Source organism: Aeromonas sp. V90_14 (assembly GCF_029967615.1).
Taxonomy (GTDB): domain Bacteria; phylum Pseudomonadota; class Gammaproteobacteria; order Enterobacterales; family Aeromonadaceae; genus Aeromonas; species Aeromonas hydrophila.
Window position 1 is genome coordinate 156,727 of the sequence record NZ_JASCAS010000001.1, and the last position, 26,202, is coordinate 182,928.

26 protein-coding genes and 1 riboswitch are annotated in these 26,202 nt (G+C 59.9%); of the genes, 7 read left to right on the forward strand and 19 right to left on the reverse strand.

Translation table 11 applies throughout. The features are described 5' to 3' along the window. Positions 1–48 precede the first annotated feature (48 nt). The gene (gene ppk1, locus QLG02_RS00685) at positions 49–2,118 is read left to right on the forward strand and encodes a polyphosphate kinase 1 (RefSeq protein WP_016351316.1); all 2,070 of its coding nucleotides are present in this window, start codon (positions 49–51) and stop codon (positions 2,116–2,118) included. Then, positions 2,108–3,598 carry an exopolyphosphatase gene (ppx, locus tag QLG02_RS00690; protein ID WP_282464240.1) on the forward strand — a complete coding sequence of 497 codons (1,491 nt, stop codon included), beginning with the start codon at positions 2,108–2,110 and terminating at the stop codon, positions 3,596–3,598. The genes ppk1 and ppx overlap by 11 nt, the downstream gene beginning before the upstream one ends. A 64-nt stretch (positions 3,599–3,662) precedes the next feature. Here the strand turns inward: ppx and mgtE are convergent, their stop codons facing one another. The 14 genes from mgtE to QLG02_RS00760 form a co-directional block, all read right to left on the reverse strand. Next, positions 3,663–5,006: a magnesium transporter gene (mgtE, locus tag QLG02_RS00695; RefSeq protein WP_011706633.1), complete on the reverse strand. Its 1,344-nt coding sequence runs from the start codon at positions 5,004–5,006 to the stop codon at positions 3,663–3,665. A 120-nt stretch (positions 5,007–5,126) separates the two neighbouring features. Then, positions 5,127–5,296: riboswitch (M-box (ykoK) riboswitch) on the reverse strand. A 214-nt stretch (positions 5,297–5,510) separates the two neighbouring features. After that, positions 5,511–6,719, reverse strand: a complete 1,209-nt coding sequence (flgL, locus tag QLG02_RS00700) for a flagellar hook-associated protein FlgL (RefSeq protein WP_017410419.1) — start codon at positions 6,717–6,719, stop codon at positions 5,511–5,513. A gap of 4 nt (positions 6,720–6,723) precedes the next feature. Beyond that, positions 6,724–8,724, reverse strand: a complete 2,001-nt coding sequence (locus QLG02_RS00705; protein ID WP_282464241.1) for a flagellar basal body rod C-terminal domain-containing protein — start codon at positions 8,722–8,724, stop codon at positions 6,724–6,726. A gap of 3 nt (positions 8,725–8,727) precedes the next feature. Next, on the reverse strand, positions 8,728–9,819 hold the full coding sequence (flgJ, locus tag QLG02_RS00710) for a flagellar assembly peptidoglycan hydrolase FlgJ (protein ID WP_226032001.1): 1,092 nt from the start codon (positions 9,817–9,819) through the stop codon (positions 8,728–8,730). A 44-nt stretch (positions 9,820–9,863) separates the two neighbouring features. Beyond that, positions 9,864–10,961, reverse strand: a complete 1,098-nt coding sequence (locus QLG02_RS00715; protein ID WP_011706637.1) for a flagellar basal body P-ring protein FlgI — start codon at positions 10,959–10,961, stop codon at positions 9,864–9,866. Positions 10,962–10,969: 8 nt separating this feature from the next. Then, positions 10,970–11,641, reverse strand: a complete 672-nt coding sequence (gene flgH, locus QLG02_RS00720; RefSeq protein WP_011706638.1) for a flagellar basal body L-ring protein FlgH — start codon at positions 11,639–11,641, stop codon at positions 10,970–10,972. A 14-nt stretch (positions 11,642–11,655) separates the two neighbouring features. Then, entirely contained in the window at positions 11,656–12,444 is a 789-nt protein-coding gene (gene flgG / locus QLG02_RS00725; protein WP_011706639.1) for a flagellar basal-body rod protein FlgG, read from the reverse strand. 14 nt (positions 12,445–12,458) lie between these two features. Further along, entirely contained in the window at positions 12,459–13,205 is a 747-nt protein-coding gene (gene flgF, locus QLG02_RS00730) for a flagellar basal-body rod protein FlgF (protein ID WP_011706640.1), read from the reverse strand. Between the two features lie 135 nt (positions 13,206–13,340). Beyond that, the gene (flgE, locus tag QLG02_RS00735) at positions 13,341–14,675 is read right to left on the reverse strand and encodes a flagellar hook protein FlgE (RefSeq protein WP_011706641.1); all 1,335 of its coding nucleotides are present in this window, start codon (positions 14,673–14,675) and stop codon (positions 13,341–13,343) included. 10 nt (positions 14,676–14,685) lie between these two features. Further along, on the reverse strand, positions 14,686–15,414 hold the full coding sequence (locus tag QLG02_RS00740) for a flagellar hook assembly protein FlgD (protein WP_106552938.1): 729 nt from the start codon (positions 15,412–15,414) through the stop codon (positions 14,686–14,688). A 15-nt stretch (positions 15,415–15,429) separates the two neighbouring features. Further along, positions 15,430–15,849, reverse strand: coding sequence for a flagellar basal body rod protein FlgC (gene flgC, locus QLG02_RS00745; RefSeq protein WP_011706643.1), 420 nt, complete (start codon positions 15,847–15,849; stop codon positions 15,430–15,432). Further along, positions 15,849–16,247, reverse strand: a complete 399-nt coding sequence (gene flgB, locus QLG02_RS00750) for a flagellar basal body rod protein FlgB (RefSeq protein ID WP_282464242.1) — start codon at positions 16,245–16,247, stop codon at positions 15,849–15,851. The genes flgC and flgB overlap by 1 nt, the downstream gene beginning before the upstream one ends. Before the next feature lie 63 nt (positions 16,248–16,310). After that, positions 16,311–17,135, reverse strand: a complete 825-nt coding sequence (locus tag QLG02_RS00755; RefSeq protein WP_011706645.1) for a protein-glutamate O-methyltransferase — start codon at positions 17,133–17,135, stop codon at positions 16,311–16,313. Positions 17,136–17,153: 18 nt separating this feature from the next. Continuing rightward, a complete protein-coding gene (locus QLG02_RS00760; RefSeq protein WP_011706646.1) occupies positions 17,154–18,065 on the reverse strand; it encodes a chemotaxis protein CheV in 912 nt (303 codons plus the stop codon). 222 nt (positions 18,066–18,287) lie between these two features. Here QLG02_RS00760 and flgA point away from each other — a divergent pair, with 222 nt between their 5' ends. From flgA to QLG02_RS00775, 3 genes are all read left to right on the forward strand, one after another. Further along, entirely contained in the window at positions 18,288–18,893 is a 606-nt protein-coding gene (flgA, locus tag QLG02_RS00765; RefSeq protein WP_257703145.1) for a flagellar basal body P-ring formation chaperone FlgA, read from the forward strand. Positions 18,894–18,983: 90 nt separating this feature from the next. After that, positions 18,984–19,304 carry a flagellar biosynthesis anti-sigma factor FlgM gene (gene flgM, locus QLG02_RS00770; RefSeq protein WP_282464243.1) on the forward strand — a complete coding sequence of 107 codons (321 nt, stop codon included), beginning with the start codon at positions 18,984–18,986 and terminating at the stop codon, positions 19,302–19,304. Next, positions 19,304–19,717 (forward strand): flagellar protein FlgN, encoded by a 414-nt coding sequence (locus QLG02_RS00775; protein WP_029299796.1) that lies wholly within the window; start codon positions 19,304–19,306, stop codon positions 19,715–19,717. Before flgM ends, QLG02_RS00775 begins: the two co-directional genes overlap by 1 nt. Positions 19,718–19,774: 57 nt before the next feature. On the opposite strand, the gene yfcE is transcribed toward QLG02_RS00775, so the two are convergent. After that, entirely contained in the window at positions 19,775–20,317 is a 543-nt protein-coding gene (gene yfcE, locus QLG02_RS00780) for a phosphodiesterase (protein ID WP_282464244.1), read from the reverse strand. A 10-nt stretch (positions 20,318–20,327) separates the two neighbouring features. Continuing rightward, positions 20,328–21,917, reverse strand: coding sequence for a peptide ABC transporter substrate-binding protein (locus QLG02_RS00785; RefSeq protein WP_282464404.1), 1,590 nt, complete (start codon positions 21,915–21,917; stop codon positions 20,328–20,330). A gap of 273 nt (positions 21,918–22,190) precedes the next feature. On the opposite strand from QLG02_RS00785, the gene QLG02_RS00790 reads away from it, so the two are divergent. Continuing rightward, positions 22,191–23,096, forward strand: coding sequence for a DMT family transporter (locus QLG02_RS00790; RefSeq protein WP_282464245.1), 906 nt, complete (start codon positions 22,191–22,193; stop codon positions 23,094–23,096). 11 nt (positions 23,097–23,107) lie between these two features. Here QLG02_RS00790 and rsuA read toward each other — a convergent pair whose 3' ends face one another. Further along, positions 23,108–23,800, reverse strand: a complete 693-nt coding sequence (rsuA, locus tag QLG02_RS00795; RefSeq protein ID WP_016351327.1) for a 16S rRNA pseudouridine(516) synthase RsuA — start codon at positions 23,798–23,800, stop codon at positions 23,108–23,110. A gap of 174 nt (positions 23,801–23,974) precedes the next feature. Between rsuA and QLG02_RS00800 the strand changes: the two genes are divergently transcribed. Next, the gene (locus QLG02_RS00800; protein WP_011706654.1) at positions 23,975–25,171 is read left to right on the forward strand and encodes an HD-GYP domain-containing protein; all 1,197 of its coding nucleotides are present in this window, start codon (positions 23,975–23,977) and stop codon (positions 25,169–25,171) included. Here QLG02_RS00800 and QLG02_RS00805 read toward each other — a convergent pair. Both QLG02_RS00805 and fsa read right to left on the reverse strand, forming a co-directional pair. Next, the gene (locus QLG02_RS00805; RefSeq protein WP_282464246.1) at positions 25,168–25,356 is read right to left on the reverse strand and encodes a hypothetical protein; all 189 of its coding nucleotides are present in this window, start codon (positions 25,354–25,356) and stop codon (positions 25,168–25,170) included. The genes QLG02_RS00800 and QLG02_RS00805 overlap by 4 nt on opposite strands. Positions 25,357–25,455: 99 nt before the next feature. Then, the gene (fsa, locus tag QLG02_RS00810; RefSeq protein ID WP_024944821.1) at positions 25,456–26,106 is read right to left on the reverse strand and encodes a fructose-6-phosphate aldolase; all 651 of its coding nucleotides are present in this window, start codon (positions 26,104–26,106) and stop codon (positions 25,456–25,458) included. Positions 26,107–26,202 lie beyond the last annotated feature (96 nt).

Consider the following 26,202-nt stretch of genomic DNA (forward strand, 5'->3'; position numbering starts at 1 on the left):
CCACGCCATAACTGCCGCGCAGACGCGACCTGACCACAGAGGCATCACATGAGCACCGACAAGCAGTATGAAGAGAAGGAGCTGAGTTGGCTCTCATTCAATGAACGGGTGTTGCAAGAGGCAATGGACAAGACGGTCCCGCTCATCGAGCGGGTCCGCTTCCTTGGGATCTTCTCCTCCAACCAGGACGAGTTCTTTAAAGTGCGGGTATCGGACGTCAAGCGCCGCATCCTGATCAACGAAGTGCACGGCGGTGACGACGAGGCCAAGGTGCTGCTGCGCGCCATCCAGCAGAAGGTAATGGCGCTCGGCGAGGCGTTCGACAACACCTACAAGGAGCTGTTGATAGCGCTCGCCCGCCACAACATCTTCCTGGTCAACGAGTACCAGCTCTCCGAGTCCATCCAGCAGTGGCTGCGGGTCTTCTTCAAGGAGAAGGTGCTGCGCCACATCATCCCGATCCTGCTCAACAAGGAGGTCAACCCGGTCAAGTTCCTGAAAGACGAGTACACCTATCTGGCCATCGAGATGAAGAAGAACGGTCAGGTGATCCAGTACGCGCTGGTGGAGGTGCCGACCGACGATCTGCCCCGCTTCTTCCAGCTGCCGCCGGAGGGCACCCGTCGCAAGAAGCAGATCATCATCCTGGATAACGTCATCCGCTTCTGTCTCGACGAGATCTTCAAGGGCTTCTTCGACTACGACGAGATAGCCGCCTACGCGGTCAAGCTGACCCGGGATGCCGAATACGATCTCTCCGACCAGCTGGACTTGAGCCTGGTGGACAAGATGAGTGACGGCTTGAAGCAGCGCCTCACCGCCATGCCGGTGCGCTTCGTCTACGAGCGGGAGATGCCGGCGGCCATGATAAGCTTCTTGAAGCTCAAGCTGCAGATCAGCTCCTACGACGCCATCATGCCGGGCGGTCGCTATCACAACTTCAAGGATTTCATCGGCTTCCCCAACGTGGGCCGGGACTATCTGGAAAACCCCAAGCTGCCGGCGCTGGATTGCCGCGATTTTGATGGCTTCGTCAACGCCTTCGACGCCATCACCAAGCAGGACATACTGCTCTACTACCCGTACCACAAGTTCCACCACTTCACCGAGCTGGTGCGCCAGGCGGCGTTCGATCCGGCGGTCAGCGCCATTCGCATCAACATCTACCGGGTGGCCAAGAAGTCACGGATCATCCACTCCCTCATCGACGCCGCCAACAACGGCAAGAAGGTGACAGTGGTGGTGGAGCTGCGCGCCCGCTTCGACGAGGCGGCCAACATCGACTGGGCCAACATCCTGACCGATGCCGGCGTCAAGGTGGTGTTCGGGGTACCGAGCCTCAAGATCCACTCCAAACTCTGCCTCATCACCCGTCACGAACAGGGTGAGGCGGTGCGCTACGCCCACATCGGCACCGGCAACTTCAACGAGAAGACGGCGAAGATCTATACCGACTTCTCCCTGCTGACCCGCCACCCGGACATCACCGCCGAGGTGGAGGGGGTGTTCGAGTACATCGAATACCCTTATCGGCGCTACAAGTTCAACCACCTGCTGGTCTCCCCCATCAACAGCCGCCGTCAGCTCTACCGGCTCATCGACAACGAACTGGCCAACGCCAAGGCGGGCCAGCCGAGCGGCATCACCCTCAAGATCAACAACCTGGTAGACAGAGACCTCATCAACCGGCTCTATGCCGCCGGTCAGGCCGGGGTGCCCATCCAGATGATCATCCGCGGCATGTGTGCCCTGCGTCCGGGCGTGCCGGGCTTGAGCGACAACATCAGGGTGATCAGCATCATCGACCGCTTCCTCGAGCATCCGCGGGTGATGGTGTTCCACAACAAGGGCAATCCCCAGCTCTATATCTCCAGCGCCGACTGGATGAGCCGCAACATCGACGGCCGCATCGAGGTGGGCACCCCCATCTATGACGAGCGGCTCAAGCAGCGCATCCTCGACATCCTCGAGCTACAACTGAGTGACACCTGCAAGGCGCGGGTCATCGATGCCGACCAGAAGAACGAATACGTGAAGCGGGGCAATCGCCGCAAGATCCGTTCCCAGGTCGCGATTTACGACTACCTCAAACGCATAGAGTCAAACAATGGACAATAGCCTGTACGCCGCCGTGGATTTGGGCTCGAACAGCTTTCACATGGTCATCGCCCGCCTCACCGAGGGACGGCTGCAGATCGTCGATCGGATAAAAGAACGGGTGCGGCTGGCAGAGGGAATGGACGGCCAGCGCCGCATGTCTGCCGAAGCCATGACCCGGGGCCTCGACTGCCTCGCCCTGTTTGCCGAGCGGCTGACCAACATCAAGCCGGATCAGATCCGCATCGCTGGCACCTATACCCTGCGCCGAGCCAGCAACGCCCGCGAGTTCGTGAGCGAGGCGGCCAAGGTGCTCAACCACCCCATCGAGATCATCAGCGGCCAGGAGGAGGCGCGCCTCATCTATCAGGGGGTCGCCCATACCCAGCACATCGAGGGCCAGGTACTGGTGGTAGACATCGGCGGCGGCAGCACCGAGCTCATCATCGGCGAGGGCTTCGATCACAAGGCGCTCACCAGCCGCAAGATGGGCTGCGTCAGCTTCACCCAGAGCTTCTTTGCCAACGGCAAGCTGAGCGAAAAAGCCTTCAACAATGCCGTGCTGGAGGCCCAGCACCAGCTCGCCCCCATCATCAACCAGTACCGCAAGCTGGGCTGGCAGAGCTGCCTCGGCAGCTCCGGCTCGATCCGCACCGTGCGCGATGTGTTGCAGGGGGAAGAGTGGACCGATGGCGCCATCACCCTGGCCGGGCTGGAGCGGCTCAAGCAGGAGATGATCAGACACAAGCGGGTCGGCGATCTCAAGCTGGCCGGCCTCACCGAGGAGCGTCAGGAGGTGTTTGCCGCCGCGGTGGCCATCCTGCTCGGGCTCTTCACCTCGCTGCCCATCGAGCGGATGGACTATTCCGATGGCGCCCTGCGTGAGGGACTGCTGTACGAGTTCGAGGAGCGCTTGCAGCACCACGACATTCGCGAGCGCACCGCCCTGGCGCTCTCCACCCACTATCGCATCGACAAGCGTCAGGCTGGCCGGGTCGAACAGAGCGTGCTGACCCTGTTCGATCTGCTCAGCGGCACCTGGGAGATGCCGGAGGAACCCTATCGCGCCATCCTCGGTTGGGCGGCGCGCCTGCACGAGATCGGCCTTGCCATCAACTACAGCGGCATTCACCGCCACTCCGCCTATATCCTGCAGCACACCGACCTGCCCGGCTTCAACCAGGACGATCAGGCCCTGCTGGCCGCGCTGGTACGCTTTCACCGCAAGGGGCTCAAGCTCTCCGAGCTCCCTTCCCTGCCCAACCACGACGAACAGACGGTGCTGCGCTGCATCCGCATCCTGCGCCTCGCGGTTGCCGCCCACCACAGGCGCCAGGACAACCTGCTGCCCGATTGGCATGTGCAGGCCGCCGGCGATCAGCTGGTGGTCACCCTGCCACTGGACTGGTGCGACGAGAACAAGTTGCTGATGCAGAATCTGGAGAAGGAGCACCGCTACTGTCAGGAGCAGGGCTGGCCACTGTTGTTCCAGCTCGGCTGACGCCGGCTCGGCGAAACAAAAAAGGCAGCCCGCGGGCTGCCTTTTGCATTTTCGGGATGGCGGTTTACTGCAGCTCGGGCAGCAGCAACTTGGCGATTTCGAAGTAGATGATGAGACCGGTACCATCCACCAGGGTGGCTATGAAGGGGGCGGATACCACGGCCGGGTCGATGCGGAAGCGACGCAGCACCATGGGGATCACAGACGCGACGGTGGCGCTCCACAGCACGATGGCGATGATGGTCAGGGTAACGACCATGCCGATCTGGGGACCAACCCCCAGGCTCCAGGCCCGTACCCAGGCGGCCAGCGCGATGGCGGCCGAGATGAGCAGACCGGTGGAGATCTCCTTTTTCAGCACAGTGCCGAGGTTGCGCAGGCTCACCTCCCCGACCGCCATGGCACGCACTATGGTGGTGGTGATCTGGGTACCACTGTTGCCGCCGGTGCCGATCAGGAGCGGAATGAAGAAAGCCAGCGCGATGGCGGCTTCCAGCTGCTCTTCAAACGCCCGCAGCACGGTACCGGTGTAGGCTTCGGCCACGAACAGGATCAGCAGCCAGCCCACCCGCTTGCGCCACAGTTGCCAGGGGGTCGCCTGCAGATAGGGAGTGTCGAGCGGCGAGGAGCCACCCTGCATCTCCGCATCCTCGGTGGATTCGAGCTCCAGGATGTCGGCGGCATCGTCCACGTGGAAGATACCCACCAACTTGCCCTGATCCTCGACCGGCAGGGTCGAAATGTCGCGGTCGATCAGCAAGCGGGCGGCCAGTTCCTGATCCGCCCGGGCGTTGATACGCACCGTCTCCCGGTCCATCAACTCGCTCACCGGCAGTTGCGGGTCGGCAATCAGCAGGGACTTGAGCGAGATGCTGCCAAGCAGGCGGTGGTCGTTGTTGACCACATAGAGGTTCTGGAACAGCTGGGCGTTGTCCCAGGCATCGTGGATCAGCTGCTTGGCACTGCCCACCGTCTCCTGATCGCCGATGGCCAGGAATTCGTGGCGCATGTTGGCGCCCACCGATTCGGTCGGCCAGTCGAGCAGGGAGTAGAAGGTGGACTGCACCTGCTCCGGGAAGCGGGCAAGCAGCATGGTGCGATCACTGCTGCCCAGCCGGCGCAGAATGGCCAGCATGTCGCGACGGGGCATGGCCCCCTGCAACACGCTGACGATGCTGGCATGCAGCCGCATCAGCAGGCGCCCGGCACAGTCAGCAGACAACGAACTGAGCAGCGCCGCCCCATCGGCAGTGGGCAGGGTATCGAAGATGCAGTTGAGCTCTTCCGGACGCAAGGTCAGCAGCTGGTCGGCACGCTGAACCGGATCCAGGTTGTGCTCCAGCCAGCCCTGCAGGGCAGCCAGATCGAGCAGTTGATGACGATTGAGTAGAGTCTGTGTTTTCTTCATCACAAATGACCTCATGTGATTTCAGGCAAGCCTGAGCGCGAACGGTGATCCGTCGCCGTCTGAAAGAAAACAGCAATTTGATTGACGAGTAATAGGCAGGAAATGACGCCGTCCGGCGTGTCATCATCCCCACGTACCAGCTTTAGCACTGCATAACGTATCCGGCATGCCGGAAGCCACTTGGGTTTACACCTTAATCCGATGAAAACTGTCCTGATCTTGGGCGTCTCTGGACGTCGTGAGATCAGTGGCCTGTGTTTATACAGGAGCCTCGCCTAACGAGATGCTGCAAATATGCGCACAACCCTCTGTCGTGCGGGCTGCATGATTATCGAATGATCAATAGGAGTCAACCCGTCGCCATGCGCTAAATAGCCTGTGGCAACAGCTTGTTACAATTGGCCGACATGGGGAGTTGAATGAGGATAAACGAGCGGGAAAAACAGGGGCCAAGCGGGTAACCATCGCTCGCAGCCATCAGGGCCGCGAGCGATGGGTGACCGGTCAACGAATGTAGTCGAACAGGGTCAGCTTGCTGATCTTGCTGAAGGAGAGCTGGGTGGCGCTCAGTGCCGCATCCTCTTTTGACAGGGTGGCAATCACCTCATAAAGATCCGCTTCGGAGACCTTGGCCCTCGCCTGCTGGTTCAAGGTGCTCAGCCCTTCGTTCGAGCCCATCACCTGCTCCAGCCCGTTCATTCTGCCGCCAATCTCCCCCAGTCCCTGATCCACGTTCAGCCGGGCATTCTTCATGTGGGCGGTGGCATCCGCCACCTTCAGCTGGAAGGTATCCGGCGTGATGTTGGGATCCCGCAGCGCCGTGATGAAATCGGACATGCCATCGAGGATGTTGTTGTTCTGGGGCGGGTCCAGCACGAAGTTTTGCGCCGCGCCCCCCGCCGGCAGCGACAGAGTCAGCTCCAGCCCGTTGAAGGGGATCTTGTTGCCCGCCACATAGTCACCGCTTTGCAGCAAGGCACCGCCGCCATCCCTGATCTCATAGGTATCCGGCGTGCCGGCGATGGTATTCACCGTATACTGGTTGCTGGCAAGCGAAGGGTCGTAGTTGTTGCGATAAAAGCTGTCGAAGTGGCCCTGATCGGCCACCCCTACCTGAATATTGGCGCTCCCCGCGCTGCTGGTTCTGCGGGTCGGCACTATCTCGAACAGGTTGAAGCCGGAATCGTTGGCAGGGATCTGTACCGTCGGCGACACCTGAATGTTGCGCTGGCCAGTATCCCCCTGAAAGACATAATTGCCACTGGCATCCTGAATGAAGGGTTGAGTCTTGCTCTGATTGCCGCCGAAAATGTATTCGCCCTGGGAGTTCTTGCTGTTCATCAGGTCGAACATCTGCTTTTGCAGCCCCTCCAGCTCGCTGGCAATCGCCTGGCGATCCTCGTACCCCACGGCCGAGTCGTTCGCCTTCTGGATCAGGGTCTGGGCACTGGTCATGGCGGTGTTGAGGGCGGTCAGCACCGTCTCCTCGTGGCCCAGGCTGTTTTCCAGCAGGCTGCCGTTGACCCCGTACTGCTTGAAGAGATCGATCTCCTTGGTGAGCGCCAGCTTCTGGCTCATGCCGGAGGGATCTTCCCCCGCCGTCTTGAACTTGTTGCCGGTCATCAGCTGCTCATACGCAGTGCTCAGCCGCTCGTTGGCGCCGTTCAGCGAGGAGATGTTGCGGTCATAGACCATGTTGGTGGTGATACGCATCGATTTACCTCACTGATGACAACAGGGTATCGAAGATGGTCTTGGCGGTGCTGACAATCTGGGCGGAAGCGGCATAGGACTGCTGATAACGGATCAGGTTGGCCGCCTCCTCCTCCAGGCTGACACCGGAGACACTCTCGAAAATCCCCTTGCTCTGGGTCAATTTCGTTTCGTCTGCCTTGAGCTGACTCTTGGCCTGGCTGGCGGTATTGCCCACCCCGGTCACCAGACTGGAGTAAGCCTCGTTGAAGGTCATCTTGTCGTTGCTGGTGCCGGCGTTGCTGCTCTTGCGCACCAGATCCTTGTTCTGCAGATCCGCCAGAGCCAGCCCGTTGGCGTTGTCGGCAAAGCCGTCGGTGTTGTAGCTGAGGGTAAAGCTGTCCTTGGCCTCCACCTTGCCGGTAATGCTGAACTCGTAACCCGGAGTCTGGGTCGGAGTGGCATAAACCTTGGGGCCGCCCAGTGGACTCTCGAGGGCAGCCATCAGGTTCTGTCCCTTGCTGGAAGCGGGGGCTACCCCAATCAACGTGGTACCGTCCGCCGCATAGACCTCATAGTTGCCGCTGCCGTCTATCTTCACTATCTGAGGTGAGGCCGGATTCAGACTGTTGATACCAAAGCCTGAGCCGGCACCGGTATTGGTAATGCCGTTGAGCTTGATCTCTCCCGAACCGAAGTTGTTCTTGCCTTTGTCGGCCTTGAGCGGCGATGCCAGCGCCAGATCTTCGGCCCGGGTTGCCAGCTGACCCAAGCCGGCTGCCGCCCGCTTGGTCGGTTGCAGCAGGATCTTATCCCCCGCCGCCGGGGTGCCGGAGAGATCGATCTGGATACCGTGACCCGCCACCTGCACCGTGGCGGGCGGCGTGGTACCTGTGGTCAGCGAAATGCGGTTGCCATCCTTGTCCACCGAGAACACCTCGTAACCGGTAGCGCTGCTGAACTGCACTTCGTAATCAAAGGTGGTCACTTCCGTGCCCTTGCCGGGCACGAAGCTCACCTTGGCGGCGCCGCTGCCGGTGTTCTGGCTGTAGGCCAGACCATCGCTCGAGCCAAGAGAGAAGAGATCCCCTCCCAGCTCGTTGTCCAGATCCATCCCCAGCCGGTTCTGCTGGTTCATGGCATCGGCCATGGCTGCGGCCAATTGGCCCAGCTCGCGCTTGGACGGTTCCAGATCGTTGCGGGCGGAGAAGAGACCGCCGAGACCGCCACCAATGTCCTTGTTGTTCAGGGTGATCTTGTTGGGGTCCATGTTCAGCTGCAACTCGGGCTCACGGGCATCGGGATTGCCCGGCACCACGCTGAGCTGGGCAACGCTGCCATTGAGTACCAGGGAGTGGCCGGTGCTCATGTTGACCAGCATGCTGCCGTTGTCCTGCGGCACGGTGCGGATCTCCATCTTCTCGGAGAGCTGGCGGATGGCCTCGTCGCGCTGGTCGAACAGCATCAGGTTCTCTTCCGGCGTGCCCTGGGTGCGAATGATGGCCTGGTTCAGATCGTTGATGCTGTTGATCAGGCTGTTCACCCGCTTGGCCTCATCGCCGATGGTGGTATTGATGGTGTCGGTCTGCTTGTCCAGCTGGGCCGACAGGGTGTGAAAGCGGTTTACCATGCCACTGAGCTGGCTCAAGGTGGTCTTGCGGCCGGAGATATCGGCAGGGGCTTCGTTGGCGGTATGGAACCCTTCGAAATAGGAGCTGATGGCGGCGCCGACGCTGTTGCTGGTGTCACCCAGCAGGCTGTCGGTGTTGGCGAGTTGCTGATAACGGGTGGAGGAGGCATAGAAGGCGGACGTGTCGCGTCTGACCTCTCCCTGGGCATAGGCGTTGATGACCCGCTCGGTCAGCATGTCGCCGGTACCAAGTCCGTTGGCATTGGTATAGATCAGGGTCCGTTCACGCACATAGCCCTGGCTATTGACGTTGACGATGTTGTTACTGGTGGTCTGCAGCAGTCGCTGCTGGGCCATCACACCCGAGGTACCAATTCCAAGCAGATCGCTTGCCATGACTTACAGCTCCATTTCTGTATTGTTGGTCGCGGAGTAGCCGGCAATGGCGTCACTGCGCAATACCTGTTTCAGTTTCCTGGCATAGTGCGGGTCGGTGGCGTATCCAGCCTGTTGCAAGGCTTCGAAATAACGGTCCGGACTGTCCACCTTGGCCAGGGCTCCCTTGTAGCGGGAACCCGAGGTCAGGAAATCGACATAGTCGTTGAAGCTCTCCTCGAACGACTCGTAGGAGCGAAACGCCGCCTTCTGGCGCGATGCCACTCCTTTCTCATATTCCAGAGTGCTGACCACCGTCTTGGGCCCTTCCCAGCGCGGATCGGCCTTGATGCCGAACAGGTTGTGGGTCACCTGCCCCTCCCCGTTCTTGATCACCCGCTTGCCCCAGCCGCTTTCCAGCGCCGCCTGGGCTACCAGCACTGCCGGGCTCAATCCCAGCTTGTCGGCCGCCTTCTTGGCCAGCGGCATCAGCCGGTTGACAAACTCTTCAGGGGTGTCAAACACCTGGGTCGTTTCATCGAGCGCCTTGGCGCCGCGAATGCCGTGTCCTACTTGCGCAGGCCCCATCGGCGGTATGGTGCGGCGACTGCGATGAGCCATTGCCAAAGGCTGCACATCGCCACTCATCTCCTTGTCAGCAAAATCTTTGCCAACTTTTGAGGCTGAGATGAGATCGTTGGCCGCCGAGGTGGGGGGTTGATAGGGTTTATAGACCCGCTCGGTACGCTGCGGCATCTTGAGCACCCGCCCGTCGTGATGGGTAAAGGTCTCCGGCGAGAGCTGCTTGGCCACCATGGCAGCCAGGCCGATGCCGCCCTTGCTCGACATGTCGGCGACCCGCTGTTCGTCCAGCATCCCCTCATAGAACTGGGTGTAGCTGCTGTTGAAGGGGCTGTCCTGGGTCAATACCTGGTTGGCCTGGCGCATGCTTTGAAACAGGGTCTGGGTAAAAATGGACTCAAACTGGCGAGACGCCGCCATGAGCGCATCCGCCTTGCCCTCCTTGCTCTGGCTCAGCTGGCGCAGGCGATCCAGGTTCTGGATATCCTGCACCATGCCCAGATTCACGCCACTGTTGGTATCTAACTCTGCCATTTTGCTTACCTCATTGCCGCCCGTGGCAACCCCTTGCCGCTTTATTACAGTATGACCAGCTGACCTTCGATGGCACCGGCCTGTTGCAGCGCCTCCAGGATCGCCATCAGATCGCCGGGCGCCACCCCGACCTGATTCACTGCCCGCACCAGATCATCCAGGGTGGCCCCGGTATCCAGCTTGAACATGCGTCCCTGCTCCTGCTGCACGTTGATGGTGGAGTTGTTGGTGACCGCCGTCTGCCCGCCGGAGAGCGGATTGGGCTGGGACACCTGCTGATTTTCCGCGATGGTGACCGTCAAGCCGCCATGGCTGATGGCCGCCGGCTTGAGCCGCACTTGGCTGCCGATGACGATGGTGCCGGTCCGGGAGTTGACGATGATCTTGGCTGCCTCGCTGGCCGGATCCACCTCCAGGTTCTCGATGGTGGCGAGATAGGAGACCCGCTGGCCCGGGTCCCGCGGTGCGTAGACCTTGACCGAGGTGGCATCAAGCGCCTGCGCCGTGTTGGGGCCGACCAGATCGTTGACCACGTCCGCCAACCGGCGCGCCGTGGTGAAATCGGGGCGGTTCAGGTTGAAGGTGATGGTATCCCCCTGGCTGAAGGAGTTCGGGACTTCCCGCTCCACGGTAGCCCCGTTGGCGATACGACCCACGGTCGGGGTATTGATCACCACCTTGGAGCCGTCGGCCCCCTCGGCCCCCAGCCCGCCAACCACCAGACTGCCCTGCGCCACCGCATAGACCCGGCCATCCAGCCCCTTGAGGAAGCTTTGCAGCAAAGTGCCGCCGCGCAGGCTCTTGGCCTCGCCGATGGCCGATACCGTCACGTCGATAGTCTGGCCCGGCTTGGCAAACGGCGGCAGATCCGCATGAATGGCCACCGGTGCCACGTCCTTGATCTTGGGCTTGATGTTGTCCGGCACCTTGATGCCGAAATTGTTCAGCATGGTACGAAAGGTCTGCTCGGTGAAGGCGTTGCTCTTCTCACCCGTGCCCGGCAGACCGACCACGAGACCGTAGCCGATCAGCTGGTTGCTACGTACCCCTTCCACCGAGCTGATGTCCTTGATCCGAGAGGCATGGGCCATCCCCAGGGGCAACAGGCAGCAGAACAGGGCAACAAGACGGAGCGACTTCATAACACCTCCTAGAGCGGCCACCAGGGGCCATTGAAAAAGCTGGTGAGCCACCCCTGTTCCTGGGTATTGGCCAGATCACCGGTACCACCGTAATGGATGCGCGCATTGGCCACCTTCTGGGATGAGACGCTGTTGTCGGTAGTCACATCCTCGGGGCGGATCATGCCGGTGATCCGGATATATTCGTTGCCGTTGTTGAGCATGATCCACTTCTCGCCGCGCACCAGCAGGTTGCCGTTCGGCAGTACCTTGGCCACGCTGACGGAGATGTTGCCCTGCAGACTGTTGCTCTGATCCGCCTTGGCCTGCCCCTTGAAGGCACCGTTCTGGCTGAGGGAGGCCGACAGATCGTAGGGGCCGGCCGTCACCGGCACACCGCCCAACACAGCCGGATTCATGGTGAATTTATTATCCTTGCCACTCTGGGTATTGGCCTTCTTGGAGGCGGAAGTGGACTCGGCCAGCTCGATGGTGATGATGTCGCCCACCTTGTGCGCCTTGATGTCCGAATAGATGCCGTTGACCTGATCGGGCTGGAAGATGGCACCGGTCGGTCTGACCGAAACCGGCTCCGACTCCCCGTAGACGGGGGCAAACTCGGGATCATCGGGTTTGGCGGTATTGGGCGTGCTGCTGCAGCCCCCCAACGCCAGCAGTCCCAGCATCCATATGGCTTTCATCATGCGCCTCCTACTTATGTGCGCTGGATCAGGAAGGACATCATGCCATCCACCGCCGAGAGAACCTTGGAGTTCATCTCGTACACCCGCTGGGCCTGGATCAGGTTCACCAGCTCTTCGGTCACGTTGACGTTGGAAGTCTCCAGCATGCCCTGCTTGATCACCCCCAGTCCGTCCGTCCCGGCGACACCCTGCACCGGCGCGCCGCTGGACTGGGTCTCGACAAACATGTTTTCGCCCATGGGCTGCAGGCCAGAGGCGTTGACGAAGTCGGTGGTGTTGATCTGGCCTACCACCTGGGAGGCGCCATCCCCTTTGAGCTGTACCGACACCTGACCATCCTCGCCAATCGTCACGCTCTGGGCGTTCTCCGGGATCTGGATCTCCGGCTGCAGCGGATAACCGTTGCCCGGCGTGACGATGGTCCCTTCACTGTTGAGGGTGAACTGGCCGTTGCGGGTATAGGCCGCGCTGCCATCGGGCAGCTGGATCTCGAAGTAGCCACGGCCGCTTATCATCAGATCCAGCGAGTTGTCCGTGGTTTGCACGTTGCCCTGGCTGTGGTTCTTCTGGGTGGCCACTACCTTGGCCCCCGCCCCCAGCATCAGGCCGGAAGGGCGCTCGGTGTCGGCCGATGAACGGCCACCGGGCTGGTTGATGTTTTGATAGAGCAGATCCTCGAAGATGGCCCGGGATTTTTTGTAACCCACGGTGCTGGCGTTCGCCAGGTTGTTCGAGGTAACCGAGATGTTGGTCTGCTGTGCATCCAAGCCGGTCTTGCTGATCCAGAGTGCAGGGTTCATGTAAAACTCCTTGGTTAGCTGATACGCAGCAGCTGGGTTTGAGCCTCGTCATTCTCTTCCGCGGTCTTCATTATTTTGACCTGGGTTTCAAACTGACGTTGCAACCGAATAAGGTTGGTCATTTCATCAACCACGTTGACGTTGCTCCCCTCAAGGGAGCCGGCAATCAGGCCGACAGTGGCCGACGCCGCTTCATTCTGGCCATCCTTGCGACGGAACAGGCCGTCCTGCCCCTTCTCCACCGCATCCACCGCCGGATTGACCAGCTTGATGCGCTGGAAATTCTCCGGCAGGTTGGCGGCGGCCCCTTCCGGACGGCCACTGATGGTGCCGTCCCGGTTGATTTCAATTTTCTCCATCGGCAGCGGCAGCACGATGGGCTGACCGCCGTCGTCCACCACGTTCAACCCGGTGGAGGTTTGGAGGTTGCCGGTCGCGCTCAGCTGCAGATTGCCCATGCGGGTATAGGCTTCGCCGCCCTTGGGATCTTGCACCGCAATCCAGCCCTGGCCGTCGACGGCAACGTCAAGATCCCGACCCGTGGTCATCAGCATGCCATGCTGCAGGTTCTGGCCAGGCCGCTCCGCCATGGCGAATACCCGGGTGGGCAGCCCCTCGCCAAACGCCTGCATGCTGCGCGCCTGCTCGAAGTCGGACTTGAAGCCGGTGGTATTGGCGTTGGCCAGGTTGTTGCTTCGAACAGCCAGGCTGTTCATGCTCTCCTTGGCGCCCGACATGGCGATGTATAGCAGGTGATCCATGGGATCCTCCGTCAAACTGATGACTCTGACAGAGGAACTGCAATTTGAATGCCAATCCCCATTACCTCGGGTCACCAAGGCGGCAAATACCCATGAAAAAGGGCGCCGAAGCGCCCTTTGTTAACAAGAGGGTGATTAGCGGATCTGCAGTATGGTCTGCTGCAGGGAGCTGTTCACTTCCAGCGAACGGGAGTTGGCCTGGAAGTTGCGCTGCGCCGTGATGAGGTTGACCAGCTGGGAGGTCAAATCCACGTTGGATTGCTCCAGCGCAGAGGACTTGATGCTACCCAAGGTGCCCGAGTTGGGGGTGCCGGGCAGCGCATCACCAGAGAGCAGAGACTGGCGCCAGGAGGTATCCCCGACCTGGGTCAATCCTTGCGAGTTGGCGAATTTGGCAAGTGCCACCATGGCAACCTTCAACGTCGTCGCATTGCTGTAGGTCGCCGACACAATACCGTCCGGCGTAATCTCGACCTTGGTCAGATTACCAACAGTGGCACCATCCTGGGTCAGTTTGGTGACGTTGAAAGGTGAGCTGTATTGAGTCACATCACCGAGACGGATCTCCAATGTCTGAGCGGGATCCGCACCGTTGGTAATAATCCCGGCCGTCGTGCCAAGGGCGACGGTTTTGATCGGATCAGCTGGAACGGTTTTAGTTGGATCCAATTTGCCGCCGGAAGTAAACTCCATCTTTACGCCTGTGGGGACGCCTGTCGCTGGGCTGGGTGAACCACCGGCGATATCAATGGGCTTGTTCCCTTCATACATGTACATGCTCCAGGTACCCGGCGTCAGCGGCGTTCCCGGGGCAGCCGGATCCTCATGGCGGACAAAATATTTGGTGATCACATGGGGAGCACCAAGCGAATCATATATCGTCACCGAGGTTGAGTGGGCAAAGGTAGCCGAGTTGGTCGGATCAAACGCAGTCGGTGACGTTGGTTTGGTTTTCGACTCGATACTCAGGTTGAAACTGGCTTCCACCAGCTCGGTCATTTTTGGCTCACCCGCCCGATCCGGTATTTGAATCGGTTTGGTGGCGTTGATGCTGACCGCCTTGGGCGTCCCATCCGTGTTGATTTCATAACCTTGCAGATAGTTGCCCTGATTGTTGACCATATAGCTGTTTTCATTCAGCTTGAAGGCGCCGGCCCGGGTAAAGGTACGATCCAGGTTGGTCAGACCGTCCGACGTCACGAAGAAACCGTTGCCCTGAATGGACAAATCAAGGGCGTTGTTGGTGAACTGCAGCGCCCCCTGGTGAAACTGCTGTGCCACCGCCCCCGTTGCCACACCATTGCCGACCTGGGTCTTGGCATTGACGAAGATGGAGTTGGCATATACATCCGCAAACTCGGCACGAGACTCTTTAAAGCCCGTGGTATTGACGTTGGCAATGTTGTTGGCGGTAACGTTCAGATCTTTTTGTGCCGCGTTGACACCGCTCAAGGCATTGTTAAATGACATATCCAGCTCCTTAGATCGATGCTGTTGGCATAGGGGTTGATGGTGTTTTCACCGTACCTGCAATCTGCAAGATACTGTTCAGGCTTGTTGTACCGAGGCCTTTCAAATTGAGCTGAGTCGGATTGCTTGCCGTACCCAGGATCACGCTGTCGACCTTGCCATAGGCAAAGATCGGGACACTCTCCGACTTCCCGTCCACGGTACCGTTTGCCTTGAGGGTGTATTTGCCCTCTTTGGCCGGGTTTCCGTCCTTGTCCTTGCCATCCCAGACGATTTCGATGTTGCCCTTCTGGTCACCTTCCAGCGGAAACTCCTTGATGACCTGCCCGCTCTCGTCTTCGATGGTGATCTTCACGTTCGAATACTTGTTTTCTGTGCCCACGGCGACCACGCCTGGCAAAGAACCGTCTTTTTCCAGGTAACCCACATTGCTCTGCAGCAAGACGTTTTGCCCCACCAGCGCCGAGGCTTGTAGCGCCTGGCTGGAGGTCATCAGGCTATTGAGGCTGCCAATCTGGTTGGAGAGGCTGCTGATCCCCTGCGACGTCGACATGGAGGTCATCTGGGAAAGCATCTGGGCGTTGTCCACCGGCTTGAACGGATCCTGATAGGAGAGCTGCATGGTCAGCAGCTTCAGGAACGACTCCTGATCCAGCTCCTTCTTGGGCGTCGACGTCGTGCCCGTAGTCTGGGTGGTCGTGCGGCCGATGCCGTTCACGCCACTGGTTGTATCTGCCATCTATGCGTCCCCCTGTCAGGACTTGCCGAGGTTGAGCGTCTGCTGCAGCATCTTCTTGGCAGAGTCTGCAACCTGCACATTGGTTTGATAGCTGCGCGAGGCGTTGATCATGTCCGCCATCTCTTCCACCATGTTGACGTTGGGTTTGAAGATGAAGCCGTCTTTATCCGCCATGGGGTGGTTGGGGTTGTACTCCTTGAGCAAGGGTGCCTCGCTCTCGACAATCCCCTTTACTTCAACCCCGGCCGACGCCTGCTTGTCCGACATGGCCTGATCCAGCTGGGCGGCAAAAATTGGCCGCCTGGCATGGTAAGTTTTTTCCACGCTGGAGCTGACGCTGTCGGCGTTGGCCATGTTGCTGGCTACCGTGTTGAGGCGAACAGACTGTGCACTCATGGCCGAGCCTGCAATGTCAAAGACCTTGAACAAACTCATCACTGTTCTCCTTTCAAGGCCTTCAGCAGGCCGCTGATCTTGCTGTTCATAAATTCAAGGGAGGTCTGGTATTCAAGGCTGTTGCGCAAAAACTCGCTGCGCTCCTGCTGCACGTCTACCGTGTTGCCATCACCGGTATCGGGCTGCAAGGGATTGCGATATTGCGTAACGCCTGGCGCATTCATCTGCAGGGCGAAATGCTTCTCACTGGTCGTGGCAAGGCCAAAGCCCTGTTGTTGCTGGGCCTCTTCCAATGCTTGCGAGAAGTTGATATCCCGAGCCTTGAAGCCCGGCGTGTCCGCGTTGGCAATGTTGCTGGACAACACCTCTGCACGCTTGGAACGAACGCTCAGCGTGTATTGATGAATACCAAATGCCTTGTCGAATGAAATTGCCATAGCACACCTCCTGCTTGAGAAATTATTAGCAAGAGGTGTGCCAAAGAGGGATTTAAGCGGGGATCATTTAACCTTGTAGACGATGCCGGGGTTGCACCGGATCATCTCGAACCTGTCGGTCAACCCGGCCAGCGACTCGGAAGCCCCCAGCATCAGATAGCCGCCGGGATTGAGGCTGGCAGCAAACTGGTTGAGGATCTTCGACTTCACTTCCGGTGCAAAATAGATGAGCACGTTGCGACAAAAGATGATGTCGAACTTGCCAAGCAGACTGTAGCTTTCCAGCAGGTTCAATGGCCGGAAGGTGGTCAATTTTCTGACACGCTCCACCACCCGCATCTTGTTGTCACCATAAGGTTCGAAGAACAGCTTCTTGCGTTCGGGTGACAGACCGCGAGCCAGCGCCAGACTGTCGTACACCCCTTCCTTGCACTGATTGAGCATGGTGCTGGAAATATCAGTCCCGACGATCTGCACCCCGCCTGGCAAGGTGCCCGGTTTCTTGACCTGCTGTTCCAATGCCGTCATGGCAATGGAGTAAGGCTCCTGCCCAGAAGAGGAGGCCGCAGACCAGATTTTTATCGGTCTGCCACTCTTGCCGAGCTCGGGAAATATCTTGTCCGTCAGCAGCTGGAAGGGGTAAGTATCGCGAAACCACAGGGTTTCGTTGGTAGTCATGGCATCAACCACTGCCATTTTCAGGTCACGCTCACGCACACTCATCGCTCGAGTAACCAGATCAGACAGACTCTCAATACCAAACTGAGTCATCAAGGGTGAAAGCCGACTCTTGACCAGATACTGTTTGTTGTCACCCAGCACGATTCCGCTCTGTACCGCCAGAAAATTGCTGAATTGTTTGTATAAGTCGTCCGAAAGTGTCTTCATGCAGTTTGTTCTTCTTGATTAGAGTGCGCCTTGTACGGCCTTGGCCAATTCATCCGGCTGGAATTTGGCAATGAAATTGTTCGCACCAACTTTCTGCACCATGGCCTGATTGAACACCCCACTGAGGGATGTGTGCAGAATAACATGCAAGTCCTTGAGATTGGGATTGTTGCGGATCTCGGCGGTAAAAGTATAACCATCCATTTCCGGCATCTCGATGTCCGAAATCACCAAGGCGATCTGATCCTTGATGGGACCGTTTTTGGACATCTCCAACAACATGTTGAGCGCTTCACGCCCATCCTTGGCCAATACGCACTGCACGCCGATGGCTTCGAGCGCACGCTGTACCTGCTTGCGAGCCACGGAGGAGTCATCCGCTACCAGCACCGGGCGTCCCAGGGTCGGATGCTCCACGCTGGCTTCCACCAGCTCTTTGCTGACCTCGGTCGATACCGGCGAGATTTCGTTGAGAATGCGTTCCACGTCCAGGATCTCGACCAACTCACCGTCGACCTCGGTCACTGCCGTCATGTAGTTGATGCGTCCGGCCCCTTTCGGCGGCGGCAGGATGGATTCCCAGTTCATGTTGATGATGCGCTCGACCGAGTGCACCAGGAAGCCCTGAATGGAGCGGTTGTATTCGGAGATGATGATGAAGCACTTGGTCAGATCTTCGATCGGACGCTTGCCCATCGCCATGCTGAGGTCGATCACCGAGATGGTTTGGCCGCGAATATGGGCCACCCCGCGAATGCAGGAGTTCAGCTTGGGCATGACAGTCAAGGGAGGACACTGCAACACTTCACGTACCTTGAATACGTTGATGCCAAATCTTTGACGTCCGTTGAGACGAAACAACAATAACTCCAGCCGGTTTTGCCCAACTAGCTGGGTACGTTGGTTGACCGAGTCCAGGATACTGGCCATAAACACTCCCTAAAAACGCTTGGCATTAATCATGCATGCGTGTTGGCTTGCGTCAGACTATCGATGTCACTGCGAACGAATTCTGAAGCAAGCATAGTTAAATATGGTGATATACGTGAACAACTTATCGGCCAGCGAGCGAAAATGATTAGTAGACTTTTCCTCACCTTACTGCTGTTTTGCGGCATTTCTCACGCCACGGCATCCGAGGTGACCAGTTACTTGCAAGAAAAGGCGCAGGATTTTGTGCTCGGCCAACTCGATGTCCCGCTCGATGCCCAGGTACAGGTGCAGGCAGCCTCCATCGATGAACGCCTGCCTTTGAGCCGCTGCGACGAACATCTTGCCATCACGCTGCCCGCCAAGATGGAGATCCGCCGCAATACCACCGTCTACCTCAAATGTGAGGAAGAGAAGCCCTGGGATCTCTACCTGCCGGTGCGGGTCAGCATACAGAAGCCTTATGTGACCGTCTCCACCCCGGTGGCCAAGGGCGATATCCTCAGCGAAAGTGTGCTGACACAGGCCTATCAGGATCAGACGCTGATGCGCGGTGACTATCTCAGTGATACCACGGCGCTCATTGGCGTGCGCAGCAAGCGCGAACTCAAGCCAGGCCAGCCTATCCGGCTCAGCCAGGTCTGCGTGGTCTGCAAGGGCGATCAGGTGACCCTCAGCGCAGAAAATAGCAGCATGCAAATCAAAACCATGGCCCGAGCCTTGCAAGATGGCAGCTTCGGAGACATGATCAGGCTCGTCAATATCCGCTCAGGCAAAACGGTGCAGGGTAAAGTCAACGCTGTTGGCTCCGTGGTGGTCACCTTCTGAGTGTTTTTCAGATCACTTTTTTTCTAAAGTTATGGCGATGACCACCGATAAACAGGTAAGCGAACAGCAAAGCAGACGAAGGTAAACACTATGGCTATTAACAATATCAACAACTTGGCGAACAACCGGTTGCAAAATACCGGGAGCAGCCAGGGTGCCAATACCAAACCAGCGACCTCGTCCCCCGATAACCGTGCGGCGACCGTCAAGACCGACTCCGTCTCCTTGACCAGCGAGGCGCAGCAATTGCAACAGATGCAGAAGAACCTCAACTCAGCTTCCACCGGCAATGAAAGCCGGGTCGAGAGCCTGAAGAAAGCCGTGGCCAATGGTGAATATCAGGTCAACAGCGAAGCTGTGGCCAAGAAGATGTTCAACTTCGAATCCAACCTCGACAAGTTGCTGGGATAATGGATTTACCTTCGCTGCTGCACACTCAAGACGACTACCTCTCCCAGATGCAAGGCTTGCTGGAGGAGGAGTTCAACCTGCTCAAGCAGCACCAGGCGCTGGCGCTGCCCGAGCTGGCAGAACGCAAGCAGAAGCTGCTTGCCGATATTGAAGAGCTGGACAAGGCCATGGCGCAGCTGCCAGACCTGAAACAGCAACTGAACGCCTACCCCGAGCAGATGCGCACCCTGCGTGAGAAACTCGATGCCTGCCAGGAACAGAACGATCTGAACGGGCGCCTGCTCGAGCTCAGCATCGTCTCCAACCGCCGGCTGGCCAGCTACCTGAGCAAGCTGCGGGATCGCAACTCCCTGACCTATGACGCCAAGGGCAATACCCGCTCCGGTACCCGCTCTATCGGCATCAAGGCCTGATCTCCCCGTTACGACTATTGGTTGCTCCGCAGCACGAGCATCCCAACCCCCTCTCTTTTACAGTTCCAGCCGCATCAGCACTTCGCTGTCCGCACAGGCGTGGAGACCGAGCACCCCATCCTCGTAGCGGCCATAACTTGCCGTCAGGTTGCCGCGCGGAAAGCAGATGGATCCCGGGTTCATCAGCACCAGCTCCCCTTCGCGTTGCAGCACGGGCAAATGAGTGTGACCGCTGATGAACAGGCTGCCAGCAGGCAGCGGCACCTCTGCAGGCCGATAGAGATGGCCGTGGCTGACGAACCAGCGCCGACCATCCACCAGCATCTGGTTGTAAGGGGCGGTGATGGGGAAATCCAGCAGCATCTGATCCACTTCCGAATCACAATTGCCCCGTACCGCCATGATGCGGGAAGCCAGCGTATTGAGTCGCTCGGCCACGGCCGCAGGGGCATAGCCCGGCGGCACCGGGTTGCGCGGGCCGTGGTTGAGCAGATCGCCGAGCAGCAGGTAGTGATCCGGCTGCCAAGGGGCAAGCTGGTCCAGCACCCGCTCCAGCGCACTCAGGCTGCCGTGCAGGTCGGACAGAATGGCAATTTTCATGGCAAGCTCCTTACTGCTGGCTGAAGTAGAGATCCTTGGTGGCGATCGCCCCCTTAAGGTTCTGCACTGGCAGGCCGCGCAGGGTGGGATCCACCAGCCGCATCTGGTTGTAGTGATAGACGGGAATGGCCGGCATCTCGTCCATCAGCAGCTGCTCGGCCTGGTGGTAGAGCCCGGTCCGCGCATTGCCATCCAGGGTATCAGCCGCCTGCTGCAGCAAGCCGTCGAAGATCGGGTTGCAGTAACCGCTCTCGTTCTGGGGATCCTGGCAGCGGAAGCTGTTGAGCATGGCAGAGGGCTCCACGTAATCCCCGAACAGGAAGGAGCGGGCCAGCATGAAATCACCGCTGTCTTTGGCCACCTGATAGGCATTCCACTCCATGTTGTTGAGTGTCACCTCGACCCCCAGCGGTTTCCACATGGACGCGACCGCCAGCGCCAGCTTCTTGTGATTCTCCGAGGTGTTGTAGGTGAGCGTCAGCTTGAGAGGATGCTGACTGTCATAGCCCGCCTGGGCCAGCAGTGCCGCCGCCTTGGCCAACCGGGTCGGCTGATCCTGCAGGGCCAGGGGGGAGCTCAGCGCCTCGTAGCCCGGCATGCCGGGCAGCAGCGACCAGGCGGCCTGCTCCCCCTGCCCGCTGACCTTCTCGGTCAACAGGTGCCGATCGATGGTCATGGCCAGCGCCTGACGTACCCGCACGTCCTGCAGCTCGGGGCGGCGCAGGTTGAAGGTGTAAAGGTAGGTGCCCAATAGCGGCAGTCCCCAGATCCGCTCGGGGGTCGCTTCCTTGGTCTTCTGGTAATACTCCAGCGCCACCTTGTTGGTGAGCTGGATCTCCCCCGCCTCGTAGCGCAGCCGTTCGGCATGCTGGGAGGCGAGCGGCAGGTAGGTCACCCGCTGGATCCGGGTGTGGGCATCATCCCAGTACTGGACGTTGCGCTCGGCCTCGATGCGCTCATTGGGCACCCAGTTCACCAGCTTGTAGGCGCCATTGCTCACCAGCTTGCCGGGCTGGGTCCACTGCTTGCCAAACTGGCTGACCGCTTTCTGATTGACCGGCACGAAGGGGCGCTGGCTTATCAGCTGCAGGAAGTAGGGCACCGGCCGCTCCAGCGTCACTTTGAGGATCTGGTCGCTTTCCGCCTCCACCCCCAGGGTGTTGAGATCGAGCGCACCGGCATAGATGGACTGGGCATTGTTGATGCCGGTGGCCAGCAGCAGGCCGGCTGAGGGCGAGGCCTGGGCCGGATCCAGCAGACGACGCCAGGCATAGACGAAATCGGCGGCGGTGAGCGCGTCACCATTGGACCACTTGAGCTGGGGGCGCAGGAAGAAACGCCAGACCAGCCCGTCCTCGCTGGTCTCCCAGCGCTGGGCCTGGGCCGGCACGATCCGCCCCTGCCCATCTTCGCTCACCAGCCCCTCGAACAAGTCCACCAACACCACTTCACCGGGAAAACCAGAGCGGATCTGGGCCGGATCGAGGGACTCGGGTTCGGCGCCATTGCCCTTGACCAGGGTCTGGCGATCAGACAGCGCAGGCTCCTGGGATACCGTGGTCGCCTGCAGCGACGGCGCCAGCAGCAGACCCAGCAGCATGGGAGAGAGCCAGCGACGGGCTGGCCGGGAAGCGGGGCACAAAACCATGACATAAACCTCGTTCAAAACACTTATTTCAAGAAGGGGGAAGGCCGGCGGCGCGCCTGAATACGAATGCATGATGCCGCGCTTGTTATCCCCGAAGACGCCCCGTATTGTATCGGGCTTGCCCAAAAGATGGAGTCTCTCGGGCTATTTTTTTCCGTAGTTTTTTATGAGGTGCGAGCGGTTGTCGCCTGTGTCCTGCATCTGGCTACATTTTCAGGAGTTTTTATGGGGTACGAGTGGCTGGCACTGGCAGCAGCCAGTTTATGGGCGGTAGCTGCCCTCATCTCCGTCAAACCGGCTCGCCACTTGGGGGCATTTGCCTACAGCCGCTGGCGCATGTTGCTGGTCAGCCTGATGCTGGGGTCGGCCAGTCTGGCCACCGGCGGCTGGCAGACCCTGACCCAGAGCGCCCTGCCCCTGCTGGCACTGTCGGGGCTAATCGGCATATTCGTTGGCGACACCGCCCTGTTTGCCTGCATGAACCGGCTGGGGCCAAGACGCAGCGGCCTGCTGTTCTCCTGCCATGCCCTCTTCTCCGCCCTGCTCGGCCTCTGGCTGTTTAGCGAGCAGCTCGGTGGCTGGCGACTGGTGGGGGCCATGCTGGTCTTTGCCGGTGTCATGCTGGCCATCCTGTTCGGTCGCCGTGGCAATGCTCAGCAGAGTGAATGGGAACAGGTGCGCGGCCATCTCGTCATCGGCATCGGTCTGGGCCTGACCGCCGCCTTCTGCCAGAGCCTGGGTGCCATCATCGCCAAACCGGTGATGATGAGTGGCACCGTGGATGCAATCAGCGCCTCCGGCATCCGCATGGGCAGCGCCCTGCTGGCCCACTGCACCCTGCGGGCGCTGAGAGTGCCGCTGTCATTGCCGCACAACCCCATCAACCGCCAGGTATTGGGGATGATCGGCATCAACGGCTTTCTGGCGATGGCCATGGGCATGACGCTGATCCTAGTCGCCTTGCGCCAGGGGGACGTCGGCATGGTGGCGATCCTCTCCTCCACCACGCCCGTCATCCTCTTGCCACTGCTGTGGTGGCACTCGGGTCAGCGCCCTTCCCTGGCGGCCTGGGCCGGCGCCCTGCTGGCGACCCTGGGCACCACGCTGGTACTGGGAGCCAGCGGACACTGACTCCCGAAGGGTCAGAACCGGGCGATCTCGTCGGCAGTCAGCTCGCGATATTCGCCCGGTGCCAGCTCTTCATCCAGCGTCAGGTCACCCACTCGCTCCCGGTGCAGTCCCACCACCTTGTTGCCGATGGCGGCAAACATCCGCTTCACCTGATGGTACTTGCCCTCATGGATGGTCAGACGCGCCTCGCACTCTCCCAAGATCTCCAGCTGGGCCGGCCGGGTCTTCTCGGTCTCGCTGCGCAGCAGCACCCCTTCGGCAAACAGCGCGATGGCATCCGGGCTGACCGGGTCTGCCAGCCAGACGTGGTAGGTCTTGGCACACTCATGGCGGGGGGAAGTGATGCGATGGGACCACTGACCGTCATCGGTCACCAGCACCAGACCGGTGGTGTCGAGATCGAGCCGCCCCACCACGTGCAGCTTGCCCATGGCCGGCTCATCCATCAGGAAGAACACGGTGGGGTGATCCGGGTCTTCGTTGGAGCAGACATACCCTTCCGGCTTGTGCAGCATGAAGTAGCGGTTGCGCTGATCCAGGGTCAGGGTGACACCGTCAAATTCCACCTGGCTCTGCTCGTTGATGTGGAAGGCGGGCTGCTTGACCACGATACCGTCCACCATCACCTCTCCCTGCCGGATCAGTTTGCCCGCCAGTGAGCGGGTCAAGTCGGAACAATCGCAAAGAAATTTATCGAGCCGCATGCACAACCTCAGAGTCCATCAAGAAAGGGGCGTCATTATATCGGCCGGGGCCGACAACTCCAGCACTAAGCGCCGCGGCTGCCACGCATGTCGCCATGACGAACCGGGGCGCCGGTGTTAGACTGCCAACAGAGGGCCTAACGTTACGCATAATAATAAAGTTCAGGAAGCCGTATGAAGTCGCAAACACCTCATCCCGTTATTCCCGTCAACCAGCTGCAACCCGGCATGTACGTGATCGCCATCATCAGCCAGACCGGCGGCATGGAGATTGCCCAGATGGGGCTGGTGACCACCCGCCAGCAGATCAACGATCTGGTCAAGCGCGGCGTACTCACGGTGCGGGTCGATCTTGCCCGCAGCAAGCTACCCGGCATCGAGCAGGTCATCTCCCCCGACCCGGCCATCTCCCCGGCCAGCACCCAGCGTCCCTCCGGCAGTGGCAACGGCGAGGGGCGCGAGCTGAAGATCCGCCGGCTTTATCAGGAGGCCCGCGAGCTGCAGGGCAAGTTCATCCGCCACCTCAAGGCGGGGGAGCCCATCGACATCACGCCGCTGGCGGCGGTCGCCGAGGAGATGGTGGACACCATGTTCACCCACGGTGACGCCATGCTCTGCCTGGCCCGCATTCGCGCCAAGGATGCCTACCTGATGGAGCATTCGATGAACGTCGCCATCCTGCTGGCGAACTTCGGCCGATATCTGGACCTGGACCGCAGCGTGCTCAAGGAGCTGACCCTGGGCGGCCTGCTGCACGACGTGGGCAAGATCATGACCCCGGACGAGGTGCTCAACAAGCCGGGCAAGCTCACCGACGAGGAGTTCGCCGTCATGCGCCAGCACGTGGTGCACAGCTACGAGATCCTGAGCAACACCCCCGGCATCACCGCCACCATGCTAGAGGTGGCCGCCAACCATCACGAACGGCTCGACGGCACCGGTTACCCGCAGCGGCTCAAAGGCGAGCAGCTCTCGCTCTATACCCGCATGAGCGGCATCGTCGATGTCTATGACGCCGTCACCGCGGATCGGGTCTACAAGCAGGGCATGCAGCCAACCCAGGCCTTTCGCATTCTGCTCAAGGGGATCAACCACCACTTCGACGCCGAACTGGTTACCAAATTCATCAAGTGCATGGGGGTCTATCCGGTGGGGACGCTGGTGCAGCTCTCCAACCAGCGGCTGGCCATCGTCATGCAGCGCAATCCCCATGAGCCGCTCAAACCGGTGGTGAAGGTGATCTATCACGGGACCCAGCGCCACTACCTCGAGGTGCAGTGGCTGGATCTGGCCAAGAACGGGGTGCAGGAAACCATCGAGAGCACGGTCGATCCCAAAGAGTTCGGCATCAACCTCGCCAACTTCGTCTAGTCGGCATCCCCTTCCCGCAACCGCGAGGCGCAGTGCTGGATGAGGAACTCCTCATCCAGCGGTGACAGATCAAAGCGGATGCAGGCCTCTTCGATGGCCCGGATGTCGTGTTGATGGTGCTCGCTGAGCCAGCGCACGGCGCGGCGCAGATCTTCACCATGGGGCAGCAGGGTATGGTCGCTCATGGGGCACCTCCGATCAGCCATCGATACCGGCCCGTCACAGCGGGCCCTCTCTTCTAGCTTAGCCCGCCTGCCGCCCCTTCATCCTGCCTTCAAGCAGCCTCAGGCAAACGCCCGCTGCCAATCCTCGTCAAACTTCGCCAGCGCCGCATCCACCGCCGGCACCCGCAGCAGCTGTTCGGCCACGTCGAGCGGCAATGTGATGGACTGGCAACCCGCCAGCAGGCAATCGAGTGCCTGGCGCGGAGTGCGGAACGATGCCGCCAGCACCTTGCTGTGCGGCGCGTGCAGCGCCAGCAGCTGTTGCAGCTCCTGTACGGTGGCGATGCCATCGCCCCCCTGGGCATCCAGCCGGTTGACGTAGGGCGCCACGTATTCGGCCCCCGCCACCGCCGCCAGCCAGCCCTGCAGCGGGGTATAGACCGCCGTGCCCAGGGTCGGCACCCCGTTGGCCGTCAGGGTCTTGATGGCCGCCAGCCCCTCTTCACATACCGGGATCTTGATCACCAGGTCCCGGTCCAGCTCACGCAGGGCAAATGCCTCGCGCACCATCTCGGTCTCGGTTTTGGCCATCACCTGGGCAAACAGCCGCGCCTTGGGACCCAGCACCTCCCGCAGGGCGGGCAGCAACTCGGTCAGCGGCATACCGCCTGCCGCGGTAATGGACGGGTTGGTGGTGACGCCGGCCAGCGGCAGGATCCGTGACCAGCGGCGCACCGCAGCCACATCGGCAGTATCGAGATAAAGCTCCATCTCTGACTCCTTAATGGGATGTTCAATCTGTCGCCATTCTAGCGAGATAACATCCGCACATTGTTTGATCAAAATCAAATCAACTTTCGAACGAAA

What these genes read in the sequence shown, in the direction of transcription:
- QLG02_RS00775 (WP_029299796.1), top strand. Translation starts at nt 19,304, where the DNA reads ATGGATTTACCTTCGCTGCTGCACACTCAAGACGACTACCTCTCCCAG.
- QLG02_RS00790 (WP_282464245.1), top strand. Translation starts at nt 22,191, where the DNA reads ATGGGGTACGAGTGGCTGGCACTGGCAGCAGCCAGTTTATGGGCGGTA.
- QLG02_RS00760 (WP_011706646.1), bottom strand. Translation starts at nt 18,065, where the DNA reads ATGGCCAGTATCCTGGACTCGGTCAACCAACGTACCCAGCTAGTTGGG.
- flgC (WP_011706643.1), bottom strand. Translation starts at nt 15,849, where the DNA reads ATGAGTTTGTTCAAGGTCTTTGACATTGCAGGCTCGGCCATGAGTGCA.
- rsuA (WP_016351327.1), bottom strand. Translation starts at nt 23,800, where the DNA reads ATGCGGCTCGATAAATTTCTTTGCGATTGTTCCGACTTGACCCGCTCA.
- fsa (WP_024944821.1), bottom strand. Translation starts at nt 26,106, where the DNA reads ATGGAGCTTTATCTCGATACTGCCGATGTGGCTGCGGTGCGCCGCTGG.
- ppk1 (WP_016351316.1), top strand. Translation starts at nt 49, where the DNA reads ATGAGCACCGACAAGCAGTATGAAGAGAAGGAGCTGAGTTGGCTCTCA.
- QLG02_RS00755 (WP_011706645.1), bottom strand. Translation starts at nt 17,135, where the DNA reads ATGAAGACACTTTCGGACGACTTATACAAACAATTCAGCAATTTTCTG.
- yfcE (WP_282464244.1), bottom strand. Translation starts at nt 20,317, where the DNA reads ATGAAAATTGCCATTCTGTCCGACCTGCACGGCAGCCTGAGTGCGCTG.
- ppx (WP_282464240.1), top strand. Translation starts at nt 2,108, where the DNA reads ATGGACAATAGCCTGTACGCCGCCGTGGATTTGGGCTCGAACAGCTTT.
- QLG02_RS00715 (WP_011706637.1), bottom strand. Translation starts at nt 10,961, where the DNA reads ATGAAGTCGCTCCGTCTTGTTGCCCTGTTCTGCTGCCTGTTGCCCCTG.
- QLG02_RS00785 (WP_282464404.1), bottom strand. Translation starts at nt 21,917, where the DNA reads ATGCTGCTGGGTCTGCTGCTGGCGCCGTCGCTGCAGGCGACCACGGTA.
- mgtE (WP_011706633.1), bottom strand. Translation starts at nt 5,006, where the DNA reads ATGAAGAAAACACAGACTCTACTCAATCGTCATCAACTGCTCGATCTG.
- QLG02_RS00805 (WP_282464246.1), bottom strand. Translation starts at nt 25,356, where the DNA reads ATGAGCGACCATACCCTGCTGCCCCATGGTGAAGATCTGCGCCGCGCC.
- QLG02_RS00740 (WP_106552938.1), bottom strand. Translation starts at nt 15,414, where the DNA reads ATGGCAGATACAACCAGTGGCGTGAACGGCATCGGCCGCACGACCACC.
- flgB (WP_282464242.1), bottom strand. Translation starts at nt 16,247, where the DNA reads ATGGCAATTTCATTCGACAAGGCATTTGGTATTCATCAATACACGCTG.
- QLG02_RS00800 (WP_011706654.1), top strand. Translation starts at nt 23,975, where the DNA reads ATGAAGTCGCAAACACCTCATCCCGTTATTCCCGTCAACCAGCTGCAA.
- flgG (WP_011706639.1), bottom strand. Translation starts at nt 12,444, where the DNA reads ATGAACCCTGCACTCTGGATCAGCAAGACCGGCTTGGATGCACAGCAG.
- flgF (WP_011706640.1), bottom strand. Translation starts at nt 13,205, where the DNA reads ATGGATCACCTGCTATACATCGCCATGTCGGGCGCCAAGGAGAGCATG.
- flgM (WP_282464243.1), top strand. Translation starts at nt 18,984, where the DNA reads ATGGCTATTAACAATATCAACAACTTGGCGAACAACCGGTTGCAAAAT.
- flgH (WP_011706638.1), bottom strand. Translation starts at nt 11,641, where the DNA reads ATGAAAGCCATATGGATGCTGGGACTGCTGGCGTTGGGGGGCTGCAGC.
- QLG02_RS00705 (WP_282464241.1), bottom strand. Translation starts at nt 8,724, where the DNA reads ATGGCAAGCGATCTGCTTGGAATTGGTACCTCGGGTGTGATGGCCCAG.
- flgL (WP_017410419.1), bottom strand. Translation starts at nt 6,719, where the DNA reads ATGCGTATCACCACCAACATGGTCTATGACCGCAACATCTCCTCGCTG.
- flgE (WP_011706641.1), bottom strand. Translation starts at nt 14,675, where the DNA reads ATGTCATTTAACAATGCCTTGAGCGGTGTCAACGCGGCACAAAAAGAT.
- flgJ (WP_226032001.1), bottom strand. Translation starts at nt 9,819, where the DNA reads ATGGCAGAGTTAGATACCAACAGTGGCGTGAATCTGGGCATGGTGCAG.